General features: G+C 70.9%; 21 protein-coding genes and 1 tRNA gene. 8 read left to right on the forward strand and 14 right to left on the reverse strand.

The genetic code is table 11. From position 1 onward, the window contains the following. Positions 1 to 15: 15 nt before the first annotated feature. Positions 16 to 522 (forward strand): pyridoxamine 5'-phosphate oxidase family protein, encoded by a 507-nt coding sequence (locus HAV40_RS15115; protein ID WP_239086116.1) that lies wholly within the window; start codon positions 16 to 18, stop codon positions 520 to 522. Positions 523 to 596: 74 nt separating this feature from the next. Then, positions 597 to 670, forward strand: a tRNA-Gly gene (locus HAV40_RS15120). A gap of 72 nt (positions 671 to 742) precedes the next feature. Here HAV40_RS15120 and HAV40_RS15125 read toward each other — a convergent pair. From HAV40_RS15125 to HAV40_RS15155, 7 genes are all read right to left on the reverse strand, one after another. Further along, complete coding sequence (locus tag HAV40_RS15125) at positions 743 to 1,252, reverse strand: hypothetical protein (protein WP_166381609.1); 510 nt, start codon at positions 1,250 to 1,252, stop codon at positions 743 to 745. A 3-nt stretch (positions 1,253 to 1,255) separates the two neighbouring features. Further along, the gene (locus tag HAV40_RS15130) at positions 1,256 to 1,603 is read right to left on the reverse strand and encodes a hypothetical protein (protein ID WP_166381610.1); all 348 of its coding nucleotides are present in this window, start codon (positions 1,601 to 1,603) and stop codon (positions 1,256 to 1,258) included. Between the two features lie 47 nt (positions 1,604 to 1,650). After that, positions 1,651 to 2,517 (reverse strand): polysaccharide deacetylase family protein, encoded by an 867-nt coding sequence (locus HAV40_RS15135; RefSeq protein ID WP_166381611.1) that lies wholly within the window; start codon positions 2,515 to 2,517, stop codon positions 1,651 to 1,653. Positions 2,518 to 2,570: 53 nt separating this feature from the next. Further along, positions 2,571 to 3,008: an acyl-CoA thioesterase gene (locus HAV40_RS15140; RefSeq protein WP_166381612.1), complete on the reverse strand. Its 438-nt coding sequence runs from the start codon at positions 3,006 to 3,008 to the stop codon at positions 2,571 to 2,573. 10 nt (positions 3,009 to 3,018) lie between these two features. Continuing rightward, positions 3,019 to 3,648: a TetR/AcrR family transcriptional regulator gene (locus HAV40_RS15145; RefSeq protein ID WP_166381613.1), complete on the reverse strand. Its 630-nt coding sequence runs from the start codon at positions 3,646 to 3,648 to the stop codon at positions 3,019 to 3,021. 117 nt (positions 3,649 to 3,765) lie between these two features. Continuing rightward, positions 3,766 to 4,668, reverse strand: a complete 903-nt coding sequence (locus HAV40_RS15150; protein ID WP_166381614.1) for a diacylglycerol kinase catalytic domain-containing protein — start codon at positions 4,666 to 4,668, stop codon at positions 3,766 to 3,768. A 121-nt stretch (positions 4,669 to 4,789) separates the two neighbouring features. After that, the gene (locus tag HAV40_RS15155; RefSeq protein ID WP_166381615.1) at positions 4,790 to 5,827 is read right to left on the reverse strand and encodes an SPFH domain-containing protein; all 1,038 of its coding nucleotides are present in this window, start codon (positions 5,825 to 5,827) and stop codon (positions 4,790 to 4,792) included. Between the two features lie 117 nt (positions 5,828 to 5,944). Here HAV40_RS15155 and HAV40_RS15160 point away from each other — a divergent pair, with 117 nt between their 5' ends. Then, positions 5,945 to 6,613 carry an NUDIX hydrolase gene (locus tag HAV40_RS15160; RefSeq protein ID WP_166381616.1) on the forward strand — a complete coding sequence of 223 codons (669 nt, stop codon included), beginning with the start codon at positions 5,945 to 5,947 and terminating at the stop codon, positions 6,611 to 6,613. A gap of 173 nt (positions 6,614 to 6,786) precedes the next feature. Here the strand turns inward: HAV40_RS15160 and HAV40_RS15165 are convergent, their stop codons facing one another. Further along, positions 6,787 to 7,794 carry a C40 family peptidase gene (locus tag HAV40_RS15165; protein WP_239086115.1) on the reverse strand — a complete coding sequence of 336 codons (1,008 nt, stop codon included), beginning with the start codon at positions 7,792 to 7,794 and terminating at the stop codon, positions 6,787 to 6,789. A 73-nt stretch (positions 7,795 to 7,867) separates the two neighbouring features. Further along, entirely contained in the window at positions 7,868 to 8,701 is an 834-nt protein-coding gene (locus tag HAV40_RS15170) for a LamG-like jellyroll fold domain-containing protein (RefSeq protein WP_166381617.1), read from the reverse strand. Between the two features lie 183 nt (positions 8,702 to 8,884). Here HAV40_RS15170 and HAV40_RS15175 point away from each other — a divergent pair, with 183 nt between their 5' ends. After that, a complete protein-coding gene (locus HAV40_RS15175; protein ID WP_166381618.1) occupies positions 8,885 to 10,864 on the forward strand; it encodes an N-acetylmuramoyl-L-alanine amidase in 1,980 nt (659 codons plus the stop codon). 56 nt (positions 10,865 to 10,920) lie between these two features. Here the strand turns inward: HAV40_RS15175 and HAV40_RS15180 are convergent, their stop codons facing one another. From HAV40_RS15180 to HAV40_RS15200, 5 genes are all read right to left on the reverse strand, one after another. Next, positions 10,921 to 11,913, reverse strand: a complete 993-nt coding sequence (locus HAV40_RS15180; RefSeq protein ID WP_166381619.1) for a C40 family peptidase — start codon at positions 11,911 to 11,913, stop codon at positions 10,921 to 10,923. A 278-nt stretch (positions 11,914 to 12,191) separates the two neighbouring features. Next, positions 12,192 to 13,202: a hemolysin family protein gene (locus tag HAV40_RS15185; RefSeq protein ID WP_166381620.1), complete on the reverse strand. Its 1,011-nt coding sequence runs from the start codon at positions 13,200 to 13,202 to the stop codon at positions 12,192 to 12,194. After that, entirely contained in the window at positions 13,195 to 14,487 is a 1,293-nt protein-coding gene (locus HAV40_RS15190) for a hemolysin family protein (protein WP_166381989.1), read from the reverse strand. The genes HAV40_RS15185 and HAV40_RS15190 overlap by 8 nt, the downstream gene beginning before the upstream one ends. 270 nt (positions 14,488 to 14,757) lie before the next feature. Next, complete coding sequence (locus tag HAV40_RS15195) at positions 14,758 to 16,920, reverse strand: (Fe-S)-binding protein (protein WP_166381621.1); 2,163 nt, start codon at positions 16,918 to 16,920, stop codon at positions 14,758 to 14,760. A gap of 234 nt (positions 16,921 to 17,154) precedes the next feature. Continuing rightward, on the reverse strand, positions 17,155 to 17,418 hold the full coding sequence (locus HAV40_RS15200) for a cell division protein CrgA (RefSeq protein WP_166381622.1): 264 nt from the start codon (positions 17,416 to 17,418) through the stop codon (positions 17,155 to 17,157). Positions 17,419 to 17,533: 115 nt separating this feature from the next. On the opposite strand from HAV40_RS15200, the gene HAV40_RS15205 reads away from it, so the two are divergent. The 4 genes from HAV40_RS15205 to HAV40_RS15220 are packed head-to-tail and all read left to right on the forward strand — an operon-like array spanning position 17,534 to position 20,405. Then, positions 17,534 to 18,337 (forward strand): DUF881 domain-containing protein, encoded by an 804-nt coding sequence (locus tag HAV40_RS15205; RefSeq protein WP_166381623.1) that lies wholly within the window; start codon positions 17,534 to 17,536, stop codon positions 18,335 to 18,337. 18 nt (positions 18,338 to 18,355) lie between these two features. Continuing rightward, positions 18,356 to 19,468: a class E sortase gene (locus HAV40_RS15210; RefSeq protein WP_166381624.1), complete on the forward strand. Its 1,113-nt coding sequence runs from the start codon at positions 18,356 to 18,358 to the stop codon at positions 19,466 to 19,468. Beyond that, positions 19,468 to 19,752 (forward strand): hypothetical protein, encoded by a 285-nt coding sequence (locus HAV40_RS15215; protein WP_166381625.1) that lies wholly within the window; start codon positions 19,468 to 19,470, stop codon positions 19,750 to 19,752. Before HAV40_RS15210 ends, HAV40_RS15215 begins: the two co-directional genes overlap by 1 nt. Positions 19,753 to 19,757: 5 nt before the next feature. Then, complete coding sequence (locus HAV40_RS15220; protein WP_166381626.1) at positions 19,758 to 20,405, forward strand: aminodeoxychorismate/anthranilate synthase component II; 648 nt, start codon at positions 19,758 to 19,760, stop codon at positions 20,403 to 20,405. The last annotated feature ends 7 nt before the right edge of the window (positions 20,406 to 20,412 follow it).

A 20,412-nucleotide genomic window follows, 5' to 3' on the forward strand; every position in this document is an offset into this window, starting at 1 on the left:
GATAAAGTCCACCGCATGGCAACCTGGACCGCATTCGCCGCCGCCACGCCGTGGCTGGCCTCGTCGATCCGCGCCCTGCTGCACCAGTACGGGCCGGGCATGGGCTACCTGGCGACCGTACGGGCCGACGGCGGGCCGCGGGTGCACCCCGTCTCCCCCATCGTCACCGACGAGGGCCTCTACTGCTTCGTGATCGACTCACCGAAGCGCCGAGACCTCGAACGCGACGGGCGCTACGCCCTGCACGCCTTCCCCGCCGAGGACAGCGACGTCGAGGCGTACGTCAGCGGCCGCGCCCACCCCGTCACCAGCATCGCCACCGTCGAGCGCCTGGTCCGCCTGCACCGGGCCGCGCCGACCGTCGACTGGCGGCTGTACGAGCTCACCGTCGAGTCCGCGCTGCTGCACCGGCACGAGGCGGGCGCCTACCCGACCACCTGGCGCGACACGTCGGCGGACAGGAACGGGCCGACCCACGACAGCCGACCCCGCAAGCCTTTCCTCCAGCTCGTGGCGGCGTAGTGGAGAACGCGGCGAACTGCCGCCGTCACCTACGTGCACGCGGGGCGTGACGTCAGGTACAGTGGTGGCCGCTCGCGGGTGTAGTTCAATGGCAGAACATCAGCTTCCCAAGCTGACAGTGAGGGTTCGATTCCCTTCACCCGCTCCACGGAGAAAAGCCTGGTAGGACGCGAGTCCCCACCAGGCTTCTCTATTCTCCGCCGGCTTGCCCGTCATGCGGTCAGCCCACGTGCAGCACGAGGATCTCGTGGTCGGCGAGCGCGGTCAGCTGGTCCCGCAGGATCCGCAGGCCGTCGCGAGCGGCAGTGGCAGCCTCTTCGAACCCGTAGTCCATCGACGCGAAGTGCCGCAGCAGCTCGTCGTCACCATGAACGGCGGGATCCAGTCGCGGCAGGAGCACCCGGTGTGCCGGTGTGATCGGCAGCGTGAGGCTGAACGAGGAGTTGATGATGTCGAACTCCGCGCGGTGTTCGGACGCGAACAGGTCAGCCCCTCGCTCCTTGAGGTAGGTCAGCAGGTGGACCATGCAGTAGCCGGACCAGCCGTAGTCGTCGGCGACCCGGCGGCCGACCAGCCGCAGGGTGTCGCCGGGCAGCTCGTGGCCGCCACCGGCGACGTCCTCGTACGTACGGTCCGACCGGGCGTCGCGTGCGGCGGCGAGCTGTGCGGCGGCCACCAGCCGGGCGATGTCCGAGCGGTCGAGGACGTGGAAGCTTGCTATCGCGGACACGGGTCACTTTCCTGCTGGGCGGGAGCCGTCGTGGCAGTACGCGGTGGTGTGCACGCCGGGCGGGGCGGTGTCGGTCGCGAAGCCCGTGACGAACGCCGCCCCCAGCGAGAGCACGCCGACGATCGCACCGACGGCGAAGTCGCGCGACTTTATCGAGTCGGTCTCGACGATCGTGGACAGGCTGCCCAGGAAGACGATGAACCACGGCACGACGCCGAGGAACGCGGCGCTGAGATACCACGCCTGGGCGCAGCCGCCGAACTGTGAACGCCCCAGCAGCAGCATCACCGCCGCGGGACACAGTCCGACCAGGACACCCGCACTCCGCCGCAGCCACCTCGACGCCCCCATGCGCGGCAGGCTACGCCGATGGCGCGCGACCGTGGGGGCGGTGCTGTTCAGCCCGCGAGGACCTCGGACAGGGTCGCCGGTGCGAGGTCGCGCTCGGCCAGCCCGCGCAGGATGTGCGGCAGGGCCTCGTCGGTGAAGCGGGCGTTGGCCTCGGTGACGTGCAGGATGACGATCGAGCCGGGTTTGACCTTCTTGAGTACGGCGTTGACGATCGGGCGCCAGCCGGTGGCGAACGGGTCGCCGCTGACGACGTCGCCGTCGACGACGGTCAGGCCCAGTGGAGCCATGGCACGCAGCGCCGCCCGGTCGTGACACAGGCCGGGGAAGCGGAAGTAGCGGGTCTGGCGTCCGCCGTACGCCTCGATGATTGTGAAGGTCTTCGCGACGTCCTCGGTCATCGCGGCGGGGGCGATGCGCGGCAGGTTGTAGCAGCCGCTGGTGAAGCCCTGGTGGCCGAACGTGTGGTTGGCGAGCTCGAAGCGCGGGTTGGCGGCGAGGCGTTCGGTCAGCTCGGGGTAGCGCTGCACCCACTTGCCGGTCAGGAAGAACGTCGCCGGGACCTGCTCGCGCTCCAGCATTTCAATGATCTTGACATTGGCGTACGAGGTGATGCTGCCGTTCCTGAGCTGCGCCAGCATGCGGTCGGTCATGTCGGCGTCGAAGGTCAGCGCGACCAGGTTGCCGGTGCGTGGTCCGTGGTTGACGACCGGCGGCAGCAGCCCGGCCTTGGTCTGGCCGGGCCGCAGCGGCTTCGTGATCGGCGACGGCGCGGGGACGGCCGACGGGGTGGGCGACGCGACGGCGCTGGGGGACGGCGCGGCCACGAACGCCGGTTCCTGCTCGGCGGGACCGCATCCGGCCAGCAGGACGGCGGTCACGGCGCACAGCAGCAGAACGGCGGAGGGGAGTCGCACGCGGCAATGATGGCAGGAGACGCCCCACCTCGCCGACCGAACCCGAATCGGGCTCAGCGCGAGAGGCTGCCCGCGATCTCGCGGCCCTGCTCGGTCCACGGCGTGGGGCGGCCGGAGCGGTCCATCTTCACCATGACGCGGCGGCCGTCGGCGAAGACCGTCGTGCCGTCCTCGGACAGGAAGCGGAAGCCGTACACGGCGCTGGTCTCGCCCATGCCGTCGAGCCAGAACTGGACCAGGATCGGGCCGGTGCCCCGGACGGGAGCGTGGTAGGTGATGGTGAACTCGCGGACCGCGGCGATCATGTCGGGGCTGCTGGGGACCCCGTTCTGGAAGCTGTAGCCGTGCTCGGCCCAGAACTCCGCCATCGCCCGCTCCAGGATCAGGGCATAGCGGGCGTTGTGCATGAGGCCGACGATGTCCAGGTCGTCGATGTGGACGACGGCGCGGCGGATGGTGCCGGTGGTGGGGTCGAGCGTGGCGGTGGTCATCTGGGGCCCTTCATTCGTACGGCAGCAGGTCGGGGTCGGTGGCGAGCCCGCGCAGGCGGGCGAGCACGGCCTGACGGGCGTCGTCGAGGCTGCGCGCCAGCAGGCGCGAGTGCAGCAGCGCGGCGACTCCGGCCGCGTCGACCTCGAAGGCGAGCCGCCGGGGCACCGTGTCGGGTGGCAGCTCGCCGAGTTCGACGGCCTCGGTGACCAGGCGCTCCAGCAGGGTGATCCACTCGGCGAGGACCACCGCCAGGCGGTCGGGCACCGCGCCGGTGCGGCCGGTGGACTCGAACTCCGCGTTGGCGAAGAAGCAGCCGCCGGGAAGGATCCGTTCGCTGTAGAAGGCCAGGCGGTTCTCGTGCAGCGCGAACAGGCGGCGTACGCCACGGGGCCGGTCGAGGGCCGGGTGCACGATCCGGGCGGCCCACTGCTCGCGGGCGTGCTCGATCGCGGCGAGCTGCAGTTCCTCCTTGGAGGACCAGTGCGCGAAAAGACCTGACTTGCTGACGTGCAGCCGGTCGGCGAGCTGCCCGAGGGACAGGCCGTCGAGCCCGGCCTCGCTGGCCAGCGCCACGGCGGCGTCGAGCACCGCGGTGCGGGTGCGCTCGCCACGGGCCAGGCGGCCGTCAGTTCCGGTCATGGCGTCACCCTATAAAAAAGACCGACCGGTCGTACAGTTTTGTGAGTCGCCTCACCGCTCAAGCGAAGGAAGGGCACCTTCTTGACGCTCCGCGTTGTGGAAGGTGCCCTTCCTTCGTCACGGCGTGACGAGGGTGAGGTGGCGGGTGCCGGTGGCGATGGTGATGCGCTGGCCCCAGGCCATCACGAGATGGTCGGCTTCGACACCGTCGGCGAAGGCGACCAGGCGCTCGCTCTCGCTGGTCAGGGTGAGGCGCTGGCCGGGCCCGAGACGGCCTGCCGTCAGCCGGGCGCCGGTGGCGGGCGACGGCCAGGCCTCCCGAACGAACCAGCACAGCTCGGAGGCGTCAGGGCCCGGCAGCGTGGCGGCGAGGTCACGCATCAGCGCGACCGAACCGCACCAGCCGGTGGCCCCGGTGCCCGTGCCTACCAGCACACCCGACGAGGAGTGCCGTTCCTGCTCGCCCTGCGCGGTGGCGATGACGTAGCGGGACGACTGGTGGGTCTGGTGGCCGACGTAGATCTCGTTGAGGCCCGCGAGCTGCTGACCGTCGTCGAGAGTGGCCACCGCCATGGCGCGCGACTGGGTGGCGGCGCGCCCGGCGAGCACCGCGGGCAGCAGCTTGCCCACCTCGCGGGCGGCGAACCGGGCCAACACCCCCGGATTGCGGTCGGGCTCGGGGTTGACGCCCAGCACCGGCTGCCCGGCCAGATACTTGGCGACGTTCGCCACCAGGCCGTCCTGCCCGACGGTGACCACGATGTCCTCGGCCGCGAACAGGAAACGCGACAGGTCGTCACGGTGTACGTGCCCGCGCCGCCAGTCCGCGGGCACGGCGGCGCTGACCGTGGCCAGCGCCGCCTCCTGCGCGGCGTGCCGCGTCTCCACCTCGGCGATCTCCCTGCCCCGCTCCTTCAGGAAGTACGCCGCGGCGGCACGGGTGCCGTGCCGGCCCAGCAGCTCGTCGAGCTCGCTGCGCCGGGACACCACGACGACCCGTGGGGCGAGCGTCGCGCTCATGCCTGCTCCTCGCCGCGCCTGCCGCCGGCCTGAGCGCCAGTGGACGGGATGCGCTCGCTCCCTGGCTCCGCCTGACGGCCGGGGGATCCGTTCCGCGCGTTCATGGTGTCTCCTGCCCCGTTCAGCGGTCCGACGAGGCCGCACCGAAGCGCGAGAGCAGGTTGGTGACGACATCGGGCGTGACGGTGAGCTGGCCGATCTCCGGCAGCTGTCCGGCCAGCTCGCGCAGTGCAAGGCCCTGCAGCACCGCGGGCGGCAGGTCCCGGTAGGCCGCGAGTTTGGCCGCCTCGGCCTCGCCCTCGGCGACACCCAGCGCGCGTACGCCGGCGGCCTTGGCCTCGGCCAGCAACTGCTCCTTCTCCGCCTCGGCGGCGTTGAGCAGCTTCTCGCGCTCGGCCCGGCCCTGTGCCTCGACGAGCTGCGCGGCGGCGACGAGTTCGGCCTTGCGCCGGGTGTTCGCGCCGTTCTGCTCGACGAGCTGCTGCTCGCGCCGGGCCAGCTCGATCTTGTTCTGGAGCTCGTTCTCGGCGATGCCGCGCTCCTGCTCGACGGCCTGCGCGCGGCGGGCGAAGGTGGCCCGGTCGGCCTCGACCTGCACCGCTTCCCTGGTCGGGGTCTGCAGCGCGCGCTCCAGCTCGGGCTCGGGCCGGATCGCGACGACGCGGGCGCTGACCACCTGTACGCCCAGGTCGGACAGTCGCGGCTCGTTGCCCAGCGCGGCCGACACGGCCTCGCGGACCCCGGCGACCTCGGTCAACGCCTCGGCGAGCGGCAGCCGGGTCAGCAGGTCCAGCGCGGGCTGCTGGGCCAGCTCGGCCAGCAGCGTCGCGATCTGGTCCAGCGGCCGGGCGCGCGCCTTGCCGGTGTACGGATCGATGGAGAAGTCGAGACGGCCGACCGCCACGGCCGGGTCGGCCACCCGGTACGTCACCGTGGCCTGCACCGTGACGTCGGTGAAGTCGCTGGTGCGGGCATGGAACAGCAGCGGCAGTTCGCGGTCGTCGACCGGCACCTCGCTGAGCACGGCGGTCAGCGGGCGGTACCAGAAGGCCAGGCCGATGCCTTCCCGCTTGGCGCGGCCGCGCACGCTGTGGCGCACCCAGTTCGTCGGCGTGCTGCGCAGGTGGCGCATGAAGAAGCGCCTGGAAACGTCGGCCATCGTGATCGCTCTCCTTCGGAGAATTCCCCGGTCCCTTTTTCGTCACGCTGACGATAAGCGCCGTGATACATTCTCGTCAAGGTGGTGATAAATCAGATGGCCGACTTTCCCAGCCCTATGGGCACAGCTTCCGTCACAGCCGATCTGGTCGTGCTGACGGTGCAGGACAACGAGTTGCGGGTCCTGCTGGTGCGCCGGGGCATCGAACCCCATCGGGGCGCGTGGGCGTTGCCCGGCGGCTTCGTGCTGGCCGACGAGGACCTCGACGCGGCCGCCGTACGCGAGCTGCGGGAGGAGACCGGGCTGACCGCACCGGTCGGCCACCTGGAGCAGCTGGCCAGCTACGGGGCCCCCGGACGGGACCCGCGGGGGCGGGTGGTGACCGTGGCATACCTGGCACTGCTGCCGCACCTGCCCGCCCCGGTCGCGGGCAGCGACGCCGAGGGCGCGGCCTGGGTGGCGCTACCCGTCGGGGAACTGGCCTTCGACCACGCGCGCATCCTGGCCGACGGTGTCGAGCGGGCCCGCGCCAAGCTGGAGTACTCCCCGCTGGCGACCGCGTTCTGCCCGCCCGAGTTCACCATCACCGAACTACGCGAGGTCTACGAGACCGTCTGGGACGCCCGGCTCGACCCGCGCAACTTCCACCGCAAGGTGACCAGTACGCCCGGCTTCGTCGAGCCCGTGGGCCGCAGCGTCGCCGCCGACCGCGGCCGCCCCGCCCAACTCTTCCGCCGCGGCCCCACCCACCTCCTCCACCCCCCCATGCTCCGCCCCACCCCCTGACCACCCCCGCCCCACCGCCCCACGGCCTCCGGCCTCCGGCCGCCGTCTTCTGCCGCAACTCTTAAAAAGTCGCGGCCTCAGAGGGTGTCTGAGGCCGCGACTTTTTAAGAGTTGCGCGAGGGGTGAGGGCCGGGGCGGGCCGGGGCGGGCTGGGTCGGGCCTCGGGGGGTGGGTTAGGCGGGGCGGCCGAAGCTGTGGACGGGGGCTGCGTCCATGCGGCGCATGGTGATGGGTTTGCCGGTTTGGGAGGCGTGGACGATCCAGCCGTTGCCGGCGTACATGCCGACGTGGTGCAGGTCGCTGTAGTAGAAGACGAGGTCGCCGGGTCGGAGGTCGGCGCGGCTGACGGACTTGACGGCGGCGCGCTGTGCCCTGGCGTTGTGGGGCAGCGTGATCCCGGCCTTCAGCCAGGCGGCCTTGGTCAGGCCGGAGCAGTCGAACGTGTTCGGGCCCTCGTCGCCCCAGCCGTACATCTTGCCGATCTGGCTGCACGCGAACGAGATGACCTTGCCGACCGCGCCGCCGGGGTACGTCGTCGGGCAGGGCACCGGGCGCAGCTCGCCGATGCCGCCGTTGCTGGCGTACGCCTGCAGGCGCAGCTTGTTCAGCTTCGTGATCTCCGCCTGGATGCCCTTGGACCGCTCCGCCTGCAAAGCCTCGGTCTTGGCCAGCTCGGCGATCGTCGCGTCCAGTGGCTGCTTCACCGCGTCCAGCGCCGCCTTCGCGGTCAGAGTGTCGGCGATGCGCTCCTTCTTGTCATGCGCGAGCTGGTCGAGCACGAGCAGCCGCTTGGCCATCACGCCCGCGTCGCCGCTCTGCAGGAACGCGTTGACCTGAGCCACGGTGCCGCCCCGGTAGAGCTGGTCGGCGAGCACGCCGATGCGGGCCCTGGTGACCTGCACCTTCTGCTCCAGCGGCGTGAGCTGCGCGGTCAGCTCATCGGCCTTCTTGCGCTGCTTGGCCAGCTTGAGCTTGGTCGCGTTGTGCTCTTCGATGACCGGCTCGAGCTTGACCCACTGCTCGTCGATCTGCTTCTCGATCTCGGCCGGGGTCGGGGCGGCGTGGGCCTGCGCCGCCGGTGCGAGCAGGGCGAGGAGGACGACCGCGACCGTCAGGACGCCGCGGCGTAGGCGTGGTGCGCTGGGGAGCCCCGCGTCGTGGGGCCGATTATGGCTACACACGGGGATTCACGTTAGGCAACACCGTTACAAGAACGCAATTCCGCCGAGGCTGTCGCGTGTCATCAGGGACGTTCTATCCGATCGCGACGAACAGATCGTCGAGCGTGCCGTGGAACTGGTCGTTGTTGGTGGCGACACCCTTGCCGCCGATACGCAGCGGGGCGTCGTTCTCGATGCTCAGGTCGGCCGGGAGGGTGGCCTCGCCCTGCTGCACGCCGTCGACGGAGATGCGCAGCACGGCCCCGTCACGGGCGCACTCGACGGTGTGCCAGCGCCCGTCCGCGACACCCTGGGTGGCCTGCGCGACGTGGATGACGTTCTTGCCGCCCTGCGGCCCGGCCACGACGCAGGAGGGGATGCCCTTGGCCCCGTCGACCTGCAACTTGAACTGCGTCCCGACCTGCGAGTAGCCCTTCTGCAGCACGTTGGCGCCCTTGCTCGTCTCCTCGGGCGCCATCAGCACGGCCGCGCCCCAGCGGAAGGCGCGCAGGCCGGGGTTGAGCGCCGGGTCGGCCCCGGCGTCGAGGATCGCGCGAGGGCACTGCTTGTCGTCCTTGCCGGGGCACGGCGCGGGGAAGCGCACCGCGAAGTCGCCGTCGCGCGGCACCAGCGAGATGTCGCCGCCCACCTGGCTCTCCTCGCGCACGGTGAGCGCACCGATGGTCGAGCCGACGACGCGGGCCTGCTCCAGGCCGTTCGTGAAGTCGAAGACCACGCCGTCGCCGGTGACCTGGGCGGACGGGCTGGGAGCAGCCGCGCTCGGGCTCGGGACCGCCGGGGCGGACGGCGAGGGGGTCGCGGTGGGCGTCTCGGGCTCGCCGCTCGCCAGCCACACCACCAGCACCGTGCCGACCACGGCCAGCAGCACCAGTCCGGCAATGATCGCGGGCCACCGCTTGAATCGCATTCGCTCATATTTACCAGAGCCGCGCCCGCCCCGAACACCCGGTGAACAGCCGTCGCACCTGCCGGAACGGCCCACCTGGGTTGTGGAGAATACTTTCATGTATACGACGCGCACCGGCAACTATTGACTAACCGTACGGCCGAGGGCAGGGTGACCGCATCGGACAGTCGAAGGGAGCCGTACGTGTCACCCCGAATCCCCCTGCGCCGGCTGGCGCTGCTCACCGCGGTGGGTCTGGGGCTCGGCGCCGGCATCACGCCGGTGGCCGCCCAGGCCGAGTCACCACCCACCCGGCAGGACGACTACCTGGCGGCCGCCCAGGAGTACGGCGTACCCGCGGAGGTGTTGCTAGGCGTCTCCTATCTGGAGTCGCGCTGGGACGCCAACGCGGGCGCGCCCAGCACCTCGGGCGGCTACGGCCCGATGCACCTCACCGACGCGGCCTACGTGGCCGCCCTGGCCCCGGCCGCCGAGCCGGAGACCACGGGTGACCCCGCGCCCGCCGAGGACGCCCGTGGCGACGACAGCCGCCCCAAGGCCACCGGGCACCCCGTCGACGCCCCGGCCCCGGCCGAGGCCTCGCTGCACACCCTGCCCGCCGCGGCGGAGCTGACCGGCCTGTCGGCCGAGACGCTGCGCACCGACCCGGTCGCCAACATCCGGGGCGGAGCGGCGCTGCTGGCCTCGTACCAGGACGCGCTCGGCGCGCCGAAGGGCGCGGACACCGACCCGGCCGCCTGGTACGGCGCTGTCGCCCGCTACTCGGGCGCGGACAGCGAGCAGGCCGCGGCGGCGTTCGCCGACGAGGTGTACGCCACCCTGCGCGACGGCGTCGCCCGCACCACCGACGAGGGCCACGCGCTGAGCCTGCCCGGCCGTTCGGTGACCCCGATCAAGGACTGGCTGATCCGGCTCGGCCTGCGCAAGCTCGCCCGGCCCGACGGCATCGAGTGCCCGATCGACATCTCGTGCGAGTCGCTGCCCGCCCCGTACGAGGCGTTCGGCGACGGCGACTACGGCAACCACGACAAGGGCAACCGCCCCCAGCAGCAGCGCATCGAGTACATCGTCATCCACGACACCGAGGCGAGCTGGGCCACCACCCTGAAACTGGTCGCCGACCCGACGTACGTGAGCTGGCACTACTCGCTGCGCTCGGTCGACGGGCACATCGCCCAGCACGTCAAGGTGAAGGACGTCGGCTGGCACGCGGGCAACTGGTACGTCAACGCCAAGTCGATCGGCCTGGAGCACGAGGGCTTCGCGGCGAACGGAGCCTGGTACACCGAGGCGCTCTACCGCACCTCGGCGAAGCTGGTGCGGCACCTGGCGCTGCGGCTGGGCATCCCGCTGGACCGCAAGCACATCATCGGCCACGACAACGTTCCCGGCACCATCACCTCCACCGTCGCCGGGATGCACTGGGACCCGGGCCCGTACTGGGACTGGTCGCACTACTTCGACCTGCTCAAGGCCCCGTTCCGGGGGCTGCCGGCGCCGCTGGCGGGCCACGCCGGGCTGGTCACCCTGAACCCGGACTTCGCCACCAACAAGCCCGCGTTCACCGGCTGCACCGGCGCGGCGAGCAACCCGTGCCCGCTGCGCTCCAGCTCCTCGGTGATCCTGCGGACCGCTCCCGACCTGACCGCGCCGCTGGTGCGCGACCCGGGCCGGTGCGGTACGAAGGCGAGCACGATGCTGGTCAGCGACCACTGCGCGCGGGCCTCGGCGGGCCAGACGTACGCGGTCGCCGAGCGGGCCGGTGAGTGGACCGCGATCTGGTACCTCGGCCAGAAGGCCTGGTTCCGCAACGCCGACGCGGGTCCGCTGTGGAACGTCGGGTTCGTGGTGGAGCCGAAGCCGGGCCTGGCGAGCATCCCGGTGTTCGGGCGGGCCTTCCCGGAGGCCGCGGCCTACCCGGCCGGGGTGCCGGTGCAGGCGGTCAGCCCGCTGGCCCAGTACACGATCACGGCCGGTCAGCGGTATGCGGCCGGGCCGGTGCTCGACGGCGAGTACTACCGTGCCGCCACGTTCGACGGCTCGGGTCCCGGCGACTGGACGGTCATCCGGGGCGCGCAGCAGTACGTGCAGATCCAGTTCGGCCAGCGCATCGGATACGTGCTGCGCTCGGACGTGGTGCTGAAGCCGGCCGTCACGTTCTGAGCAGATAAGGCAGAAGGGCTCCCCGCGATCGCGGGGAGCCCTTCTTCATGCGTCCGTCAGTAGGCGCGGCGGTAACCGGCCACCGGCATCACGTCGATGTACTGCATCCGGACCACGTCACCGGTGTGCGGCGCGTGCACCATCACCCGCCGGCCGCCGACCGTGCCGACGTACATGCCCACGTGGTGCAGGTCGCCGTAGAAGAAGACCAGGTCGCCGACGATCGGGCTGGTCACCTTCTTCGTCTCGCCCCACTGGTCCTTCGTGTAGTGGGTCAGGCTGACGCCCGCCTTGCCGTACGCCCACTGGGTCAGGCCGGAGCAGTCGAAGGTGCTGGGACCGGCGGCGCCCCACACGTACGGCTTGCTGATCTGCTTGCAGGCCCACGAGGCGGCGGTCTGGCCCTTGCCGGAGCCCATCTGCGCCGGGCAGGCCGCGCCGATCTTCAGCGCGCCACCGGAGCCGCCGGAGCCGTACGCCTGCGTGCGCAGCTTCTGCAGGCCGCTCATCTGGCCCTCGATGACCTTCTTCTTCGCGGCCAGGTCGGCGTCCTTGGCCTTCTGGTCCGCGATGGCCTTGTCGAGCGTGGCCTTCTCGCCGTCGTACTTGGCCTTCGCCTCGGAGGTGGCCGAGATCTGCTCCTGCTTGCCGTGCGCGATCTGCTGCAGGATCATCAGCTGGTCCGCGAACTGCTGGGGAGAACCACTGCTCAGCAGCGCGTTGACCTCGGTGCTACGGCCACCCTTGTAGTACTCGGCGGCGATGACGCCGACGCGGGTCCGGGTCACCTCGACGGTCACCCGCAGCGGCTGGAGCTTCGCCTCCAGCGTGGCGGACTTCTTCTGCAGCTTCACCAGGTCGCTGTGGACCTTGTTGTAGTCCTCGACCAGCGGCTCGAGCTTCTCCCACGTCTTGGCGATCTCGGCCTCGATCTCGGTGATCGACGGCTCGGCGTGCGCGGGCAGCGCCGGCACGAGACCGACGAACATGGCCGCGGCCAGCACCAGCGCTCGGGTGAGCGAGCGTGTCGCGGTACGGAGGGGGGTCACCGGAGCTCCTTTTCCGCCGACCGCGGCCGGTGAAGCAGGGGTGAACCGGCTGCGGTGTCCGGTGCGGGGGTCGCGAGGGGTCACGACCCGGCGTACGCACCAGACGGTCACCAACCCTAGGAAAGAAGGTGAGCTGGTTTCAAGCCAAGAGCGGGACAACTTCGCTGAGCTGCACTGATGTCACTCAGCGTGCCCCACGAGCGGGGCGGCTGCGGCACCCGCGACGGCAGGGCTGACCTGCGTGGCGAGCGCCACGGTCACGCAGGGTCAGGCTGCCGTCATACCGCGGACGCCATGATGGCGTTGAGCACATCGTCGAGGGTGACCACGCCGACCGGCAGCTGGCCCTCGCTCACCAGCACGATGTGCCGCCGCTCGCGGCGCATCGACAGCAGCAGCTCGGCCAGCGACCGGTCCGGCGGCACGATCGCCAGCGGCCGGACCAGCGCGGCCGGGATCGGCTCCCGGCGGCTCGCGCCCTCCAGCCCGATCACGTCCTTGATGTGCACGAAGCCCAGCACCCGCCGGGTGCCGCGGGCCACCACCGGGAACCGCGACCGCCCGGTGCGGGTGGCCAGCACCTCCAGGGCGGCCGGGGAGGTGTCGTCGGTGACGATGGTGACCGACGACCACGGCCGCAGCGCGTCGGCGGCGGTGCGCTGGTGCAGTGCCAGCGCGCCCGCGATCCGCGCGTGCTGCTCCGGGTCGAGCAGACCCTCGGTGTGCGCCTGCTGCACCAGACCGGCCAGTTCCTCGGCGGTGAAGACCGTCTTGACCGCGTCGGCGGCCTCGACCCGCCACAGCCGCAGCACCTTGCGTGAGGCCCACTTCATGGCCACCAGCAGCGGCTTGGTGGCGATGCAGAACGCCAGCATCGGCGGGCCCAGCCAGAGCACGCTGGCCTCCGGCCCGGCCAGCGTGATGTTCTTCGGCACCATCTCGCCGATCACGGTGTGCAGGAAGACCACGATGAGCAGCGCCAGCACGAAGGCGATCGGGTGCTGCATGTTCTCGGGCAGGCCGAGCGCGTGGAACGCGGGCTCGATGAAGTGGGCCAGCGCCGGTTCCGCGATCGCGCCCAGCGCCAGCGAGCACAGCGTGATGCCCAGCTGCGCGCCCGCGATCATCAGGGGGATCTGGTTCATCGCCGACAGCGCCCAGGCAGCCGGGCGCGAGGTCTGCGCCTTCGGTTCGATGACGGTACGCCGGGAGGCGATCAGCGCGAACTCCGCGCCGACGAAGAACGCGTTGCCCAGCAGCAGTGCCGCCGTGATCAGCAGGTCACTCATCGTCGTCGCCCGCCAGCCGGACCAGGCGAACCTGCTCCACCCGGTGCCGGTCCATCTCCACCACGGTGAACTCCCAGTCGTTGGCGACCAGGGCGTCGCCCACCACCGGGATCCGGCCCAGCTCCGCCATCAGGTATCCGCCCAGCGTCTCGTACGGCCCCTCGGGCAGCCGGAACCCGGTCTGCTCGTCCAGCTCGTCCTCGCGCAGCATGCCGTCGACCAGCCAGGTCCGCACGCCGCCGGGAACGGTCACCTCGATCGATCCCGACTCCTCCTCCTCGGCGGTGTCGTGCTCGTCGGCGATCTCCCCGACCAGCTCCTCGACCAGGTCCTCGATGGTGACCACACCGTCGGTGCCGCCGTACTCGTCGACGACGATGGCGAAGTCGGAGCGGCCCGCCCGCAGCGCGGCGACCACCTTGTCCAGGTCGAGCGAGCCCGGCACCAGCACCGGTTCGCGGGCCACGGCGGCGACCGTGGTCAGCGAGCGGCGAGCGGGCGGCACGGCGAGCGCGTCGGTGACCGACACGACGCCGGTGACGGTGTCCAGCGTCTGCTCGTACACCGGAAAGCGGCTGTGCCCGGTCTCCCGCGCGGCCTCGAACAGCTCCGCGACGGTGGCCGACCCGGCCAGGCCCACCACGTCGATGCGCGGGGTCATCGCCTCGGCCGCGTGCTTGTCGCTGAAGCGCACCGTGCGCTGCAGCAGCAGGGCGGTGTCGGTGGGCAGCGCCCCGGCCTGCGCCGAGATCGCGGCCAGCAGGCCCAGCTCCTCGGGAGAGCGGGCGCTGGCCAGCTCCTCCTGGGGCTCGATGCCCATCCGGCGGACCAGCCAGTTGGCGGTGCCGTTGAGAATGAAGATCATCGGCTTGAACGTGCGGGAGAAGACCCGCATCGGCCCGGCCGTACGCAGCGCCACCGGCATCGGCCGGGACAGTGCCGCGTTCTTGGGCACCAGCTCGCCGAACAGCATCGAGAACAGGGTCGCGATGCCCAGCGAGATCACGTGGCTCAGCCCCGCGGACACGCCCAGCGGCTCGACGAGCGGCCGCAGCGCGGGCTCGGCCAGGTAACCGGTGAGCAGCGCGGTCAGCGTGATGCCGAGCTGCGCTCCGGAGAGCTGGAACGACAGCTCCCGCAGTGCGCGGCGCACCGTACGCGCCGGGCGCTCGCCCCGGTCGGCCCGGGTGTCGATCTCCGCCCGGTCGACCGTGACCAGCGCGAACTCGGCGGCCACGAAGAAGGCTGTGCCGACCGTGAGCAGCACGAAGAACAGAATGGGCAGGATTGCCGACAACGCGTCGATGACGAGATCACCTCAGCGCCCGATTCTGCCAGAACCCGTCACCCCACCCGCCTTCGCGGGCACGCCCACCCCCACCCACCTGCCGCAACCGCCCTCGCGGCCCAAGCCCCCGCCACAACTCTTAAAGAGTCGCGCCCTCAGCACGTGGCCGAGGGCGCGAGTCTTTAAGAGTCGCGGCCCGGGTGGCGCGCGTCGCGCGTCGCGCGGCGGGCGGGCCGCGCGGTGGGCGGATGGGTGGGGGTCTGGGGGTCAGGGGGTGGGTTTGACGGAGCGGAGGAGGACGGTGGCTACGTCGATGACCTCGACGTCTTCCTCGCCCTTGGAGCGGACGCCGTCGGTGATCATCGTGGAGCAGAAGGGGCAGCCGACGGCGATCGTCTTCGCGCCGGTGGCCAGGGCCTCCTCGGTGCGCTCGACGTTGATCCGCTTGCCGATGCGCTCCTCCATCCACATACGCGCGCCACCGGCGCCGCAGCAGAACGAGCGCTCCTCGCGGCGGCCCATCTCCAGGATGCCGGTGCCGCCCCCGGCGGACGTGGTGGTGCCCGCGCCGATGGCCGCGCCGAGCACCTCGCGCGGCGGGGTGAACACGCGGTTGTGACGGCCCAGGAAGCACGGGTCGTGGTAGGTCAGGCCGCCGTCGACGGGTGCGACCGGGGTGAGCTTGCCGGTCTTGACCAGGTGGGCCAGCAGCTCGGTGTGGTGCACCACCTCGACCTCCAGCCCCAGCTCCTTGTACTCGTTGCCGAGGGTGTTGAAGCAGTGCGGGCAGGTCGCGACGATCTTCAGCGCGCCGGACTCCTTGATCGTCTCGACGTTCTGCTGGGCGAGCATCTGGTAGACGAACTCGTTGCCGATCCGGCGGGCCGGGTCACCGGTGCAGGTCTCGTTGTTGCCGAGGATCGCGAAGTCGACCCCGGCCTCGTTGAGCAGCGTCGCGACGGCGCGGGTGGTCTTCTTCGCCTTGTCCTCGAACGCCCCCGCGCAGCCGACCCAGAACAGGTACTCGAAGCTCTCGGTCTCGCCGACCCGCGGCACCGGGAAGTCCAGGCCCTTGGTCCAGTCCTCGCGGGTGTTGGGCGGCGCGCCCCACGGGTTGCCCTTGTTCTCCAGGTTGCGCAGCATCGCGCCGGCCTCCGACGGGAAGCTCGACTCGATCATCACCTGGTAGCGGCGCATGTCGACGATGTGGTCGACGTGCTCGATGTCTACCGGGCACTGCTCCACGCAGGCACCGCACATGGTGCAGGACCAGAGCGCGTCCGGGTCGATGATGCCCAGCTCGGACGCACCGCCGATGAGCGGGCGCTCGGCTTCGGCCAGGGCGAGCACGTTGACGCCGGCCAGCTGCTCGGCGGTGCCCTTCTCCTCGCCGGACAGGTCCTTGCCGCCACCGGCCAGCAGGTAGGGGGCCTTGGCGTACGCGTGGTCGCGCAGCGACAGCACGATCAGCTTCGGCGACAGCGGCTTGCCGGTGTTCCAGGCGGGGCACTGCGACTGGCAGCGGCCGCACTCGGTGCAGGTGGAAAAGTCCAGCAGGCCCTTCCAGCCGAAGTGCTCGACCTGGGAGACGCCGAAGGTGTCCTTCTCCGGGTCGGCCTCTTCGAGGTCGATCGGGGCACCGTTGGAGGTCATCGGCTTGAGCGCGCCGAGCGCGGGAGCGCCGTCGGCGTTGCGCTTGAAGTAGATGTTGAAGAAGGCCAGGAAGCGGTGCCAGGCCACGCCCATGGTGGGGTTCAGGCCGATGGTGATCGCCCAGCCCATCGACACGACGATCTTCACCAGGGCGGTGATCGTGATCGCGGTCAGCGAGGCGGGCAGGATCGCGCCGAGGGCGTGCGAGAGCGGCGTGGCCCAGGCCGGGTGGTGGAACAGGCCGGCCGACACCTTGAACCCGCGGATCAGGAAACCGAGGACCAGCACGGCCAGGATGACGTACTCGACGAAGAACGCCTGCCACATCGTCGACCCGGCGAAGCGCGAGCGCGAGGTGCTCGACGGCAGCTGGCGCAGCCGGATCACGATCAGCGTGACGATCGCCGGGATGCCGAGGATGCCGATCCACTCGGTCACGAACGCGAACACGTCCCAGCCGCCGACGATCGGCAGCTCCCACGCGGGGTTGACGACCTCGAAGTAGGCGCCGGCCACCAGGGTCGACAGCACGATGAAGCCGATCATCACCAGCCAGTGCGCCGCGCCGACGACGGACCACTTGAGCATCCTCGTGTGGCCGAAGGTCTCGGTGAGCATGTTCTTCCACCGGGCGGCCCGCTGACCGGAGCGGGTGGGATCGGCCTGGCCCAGCCTGATCACGGCGAGGATCTGCCGCACCGCCCGCACGACCAGCCATACCGCGACTGCCGTCACGGCGACCGCGATGACCGTGCTGACGATCTGTACGCCGCCCATACCCACGCCTCCCTGCGTCGGAACAGCCCTGTGTATAAACCCCACCGGCAGACTACGCCCTAGTTACCGTTCAGTAATGTGAGGGTTCGCACAGGCTGTCCATCACCCTAGGGCAGCGGCAGGTCACCGGGGGTCGGACGGCTCCGGACAGCATCGGGGGGTCACAGCCCGTGCGCGTACGCGCGAACAGGCCGCGACCCCGGATCGCGAGCTATCGTGGAGCGCTGCGTTAGCTCAGCGCCACTTGGAGAGCAGACCGAGCGCGCCGACCATCGCGCCGAAGCCGACAGCGAGGTTCCAATACCCCCAACCCGCCACCGGGTACGCCGTCTCGGACAGGTAGTACACCACCAGCCAGGCGATGCCCACGACGATCAGAGCGACCGCGGTGACCGGCAGCCAGATCGGGCTCGGCTTCTTGTCCGCGGCGGTCGCCGAGGGCAGCACGTCGGTAGGCGGCGTGTAGATCTTCTTCTTGCGGAGCTGCGACTTCGGCACGGTTGTCTCCTGGAGGGGCCCTGCCCACACCGGTCGATGACCTCGAGCATGGGCCTGAATAATGTTCGACAGATAGCGTAGTCAGATCGTCGCGTTTTGGCACGGAGGGGGAGTGGTGGAATACACATCCGGCACCTCGTCATGGCGTAAAGCCGTGCTCCGAGCCGGGCGCGCGTTCGGCCGCCTACCCGGTCGGCGCCGTAGCGGGTGGACCCTCGGCGTGCCGCTCATCGCGGCGACGGCCGGTCTGCTGTTCACCGTGAGCGCGACCACCTCCCAGGGAACCACGCTACGCGAGGACAACAGCGTTCGGCTGAATCAAGTCGTGAGCAAGAAGGAAATCGAGGTCGGCAACGCGGTCGGCGACGTGAACCGGCTGCGCGCCGACATCGACGCGCTGACCGGTGCGCAGGCCGGCGGCGACGGCCCGCTCACGGCCGAGCGCACCCGCGGCGAGGGCTACCTGGCCGACGCCGGGCTCACCGCGGTGCACGGGCCCGGCCTGACCGTACGCATGGACGACGCGCCGCCCGGCGGCAACGGCCTGTCCACCGGCGCGACCCAGGACGACCTGGTCGTGCACCAGCAGGACGTGCAGGCCGTGGTGAACGCGCTGTGGGCGGGCGGGGCCGAGGCCATGACCATCATGGGCGTACGGGTCGTCACCACCACGGCCGTGCAGTGCGTCGGCAACACCCTGCTGCTCGAAGGGCGGCGCTACTCCCCCGAGTTCGTGATCTCGGCGATCGGCGACCCGGCCAGGATGCAGGCCTCGCTCGACGCCGCCCAGGGCGTACGGGCCTTCCGTGACGCTGTACGCGCGTACGGGCTGGGATATAGCGTCACCCGCGAGACGAACATCGTTGCTCCCGCGTACCAGGGATCGGTGCTGCTGCGCCATGCTTCGGTGCCGCGTTAGTAAGAGCCGGAGACACGGATGAGCAGGCATCGGGCGCAAGAACCCGAGGACGACGAGACCACCACGTTCCCCCGCGTGGCCGACCCCGCGCCGGACGCCGACGCCGGGTCGATCACCAGCGTGCTGCCGATCATCCCCGCCGACGCCACCACGGTGCTGCCGGTGATCACCGCCTACGGCCCTGCCGCCAGTGACGAGACGACGCAGCTGCCCCGGATCACGGACCAGACCTCCGCGCTGCCGCAGGTCGTACGGCCCGGACCCGCTGTGGCCACCGGACGGGCCGTGTCCACCGACGAGACCGGCCTGCTGGGCGCGATCCCGCCCGCGCCGCCCTCGTCGCCCGAGGACGACGCCAAGCCGTCGCCGCGGCCCCGCTGGAGCGGCGAGCCGCCACCGCCGCCGGTCAAGGCGATCCGGGCCGGGGAGAAGAACTACCGCAGCATCCACTCCGAGTACACCCGGACCACCGTCGGCACGGTCGTGCGCTCCACGCTGCGCGGCACCGGCGAGCTGATGATCACGTTCGGCCTCGTCATCCTGCTGTTCGCCGGGTACGAGGTGTGGGGCAAGACGGCCATCGTCGACGCCCACCAGAGCGAGCTGGAGCAGCAGCTGAACTGGGACGAGCCGACCGTGGGCCCGACCCCGTCGGTGTCGGCCTCCCCGCTGGCGCCGCTGCCCGGCAACGCGGTCGCGAAGCTCTACCTGCCCACGCTGAAGAAGCACTGGGTGGTGGTGCAGGGCGTGACGCAGAAGGACATCCGGTTCGCGCCGGGGCACTACCCCAACAGCGCCATGCCGGGCCAGAAGGGCAACTTCTCGGTCGCCGGGCACCGCAACCGGGCCACCTTCTGGGACCTGGACAAGCTCAAGTCGGGCGACAAGATCGTCGTCGAGACCAAGACCGCCTTCTTCGTGTACGAGGTGGTCAAGCAGCGCATCGTGCTGCCGACCGCGGTGGAGGTGGTGCGCGCCGTGCCGCCGACCATGGAGGCGGGCAAGCTGATCACGCTGACCACCTGCAACCCGAAGTTCGACAACTACCAGCGGCTGATCATCCACGGCAAGCTCGTCGACGAGCAGCCTCGCTCCGAAGGCCGCCCGGTCGAGCTGGCGGGGATGGCCTGATGTACGCGTGGATCTGGCGCAAGCTGCCCTTCGGCCTCGGCGGCAAGCTGGGCGGCTCACTGGTGCTGCTCGGCGTCGTCGGCGCGCTGCTCTGGTACGTGGTCTTCCCTTGGGCCGAACCACTGCTGCCCTTCGACGACGTCCAGGTCGGCGACCCCGACAGCGGCTACTCGCAGCTCGACGAGCCGGCGGCCGACCCGTCGGGCACGCCCGAGCCCGGCGACGGCCACGACATCCCGTACGACACCGGGGAGACCCCCGTGCCGTCACCCAGTAACAGGTGAGTCCCGTGCGCGTGCTCGTGATCGACAACTACGACTCGTTCGTCTACAACCTGGTGCAGTACCTCGGCCAGCTCGGGGTGGAGTGCGAGGTGCGGCGCAACGACGAGATCAGCGTCGCCGACGTGGGGCGGGCCGGGGCGGCCGGCGTGCTGCTCTCCCCCGGCCCCGGTGCGCCCGAGTCGGCCGGGATCTGCCTCGACGTGATCGCCGCGTACGCCGGGAAGATCCCGCTGTTCGGGGTGTGCCTGGGGCACCAGGCCATCGGGCAGGCCTTCGGCGGCACGGTGACCCGCGCCCCGGAGTTGCTGCACGGCAAGACGTCCCTGGTCACGCACACCGGCGCGGGCGTGCTGGCGGGGCTGCCGGATCCGTTCACGGCCACCCGGTACCACTCGCTGGCCGTCCTGGAGGACACCCTGCCCGCCGAGATCGAGGTCACCGGGCGTACGGAGTCCGGCGTGGTGATGGCGATGCGGCACCGCTCGCTGCCCATCGAGGGCGTGCAGTTCCACCCGGAGTCGGTGCTCACCCAGGGCGGGCACCTGATGCTGGCTAACTGGCTCGCCTCGTGCGGCCACCCGCAGGCCCTGGACCGCGCCCCGGAGCTGGCCGAAGAGGTCGAGCAGCGCCGCCTGGCGGCCTTCCCCGTCTGAACCGGCG

Origin of the sequence: Catellatospora methionotrophica, from assembly GCF_011297335.1 — a bacterium.
GTDB lineage: Bacteria > Actinomycetota > Actinomycetes > Mycobacteriales > Micromonosporaceae > Catellatospora > Catellatospora methionotrophica.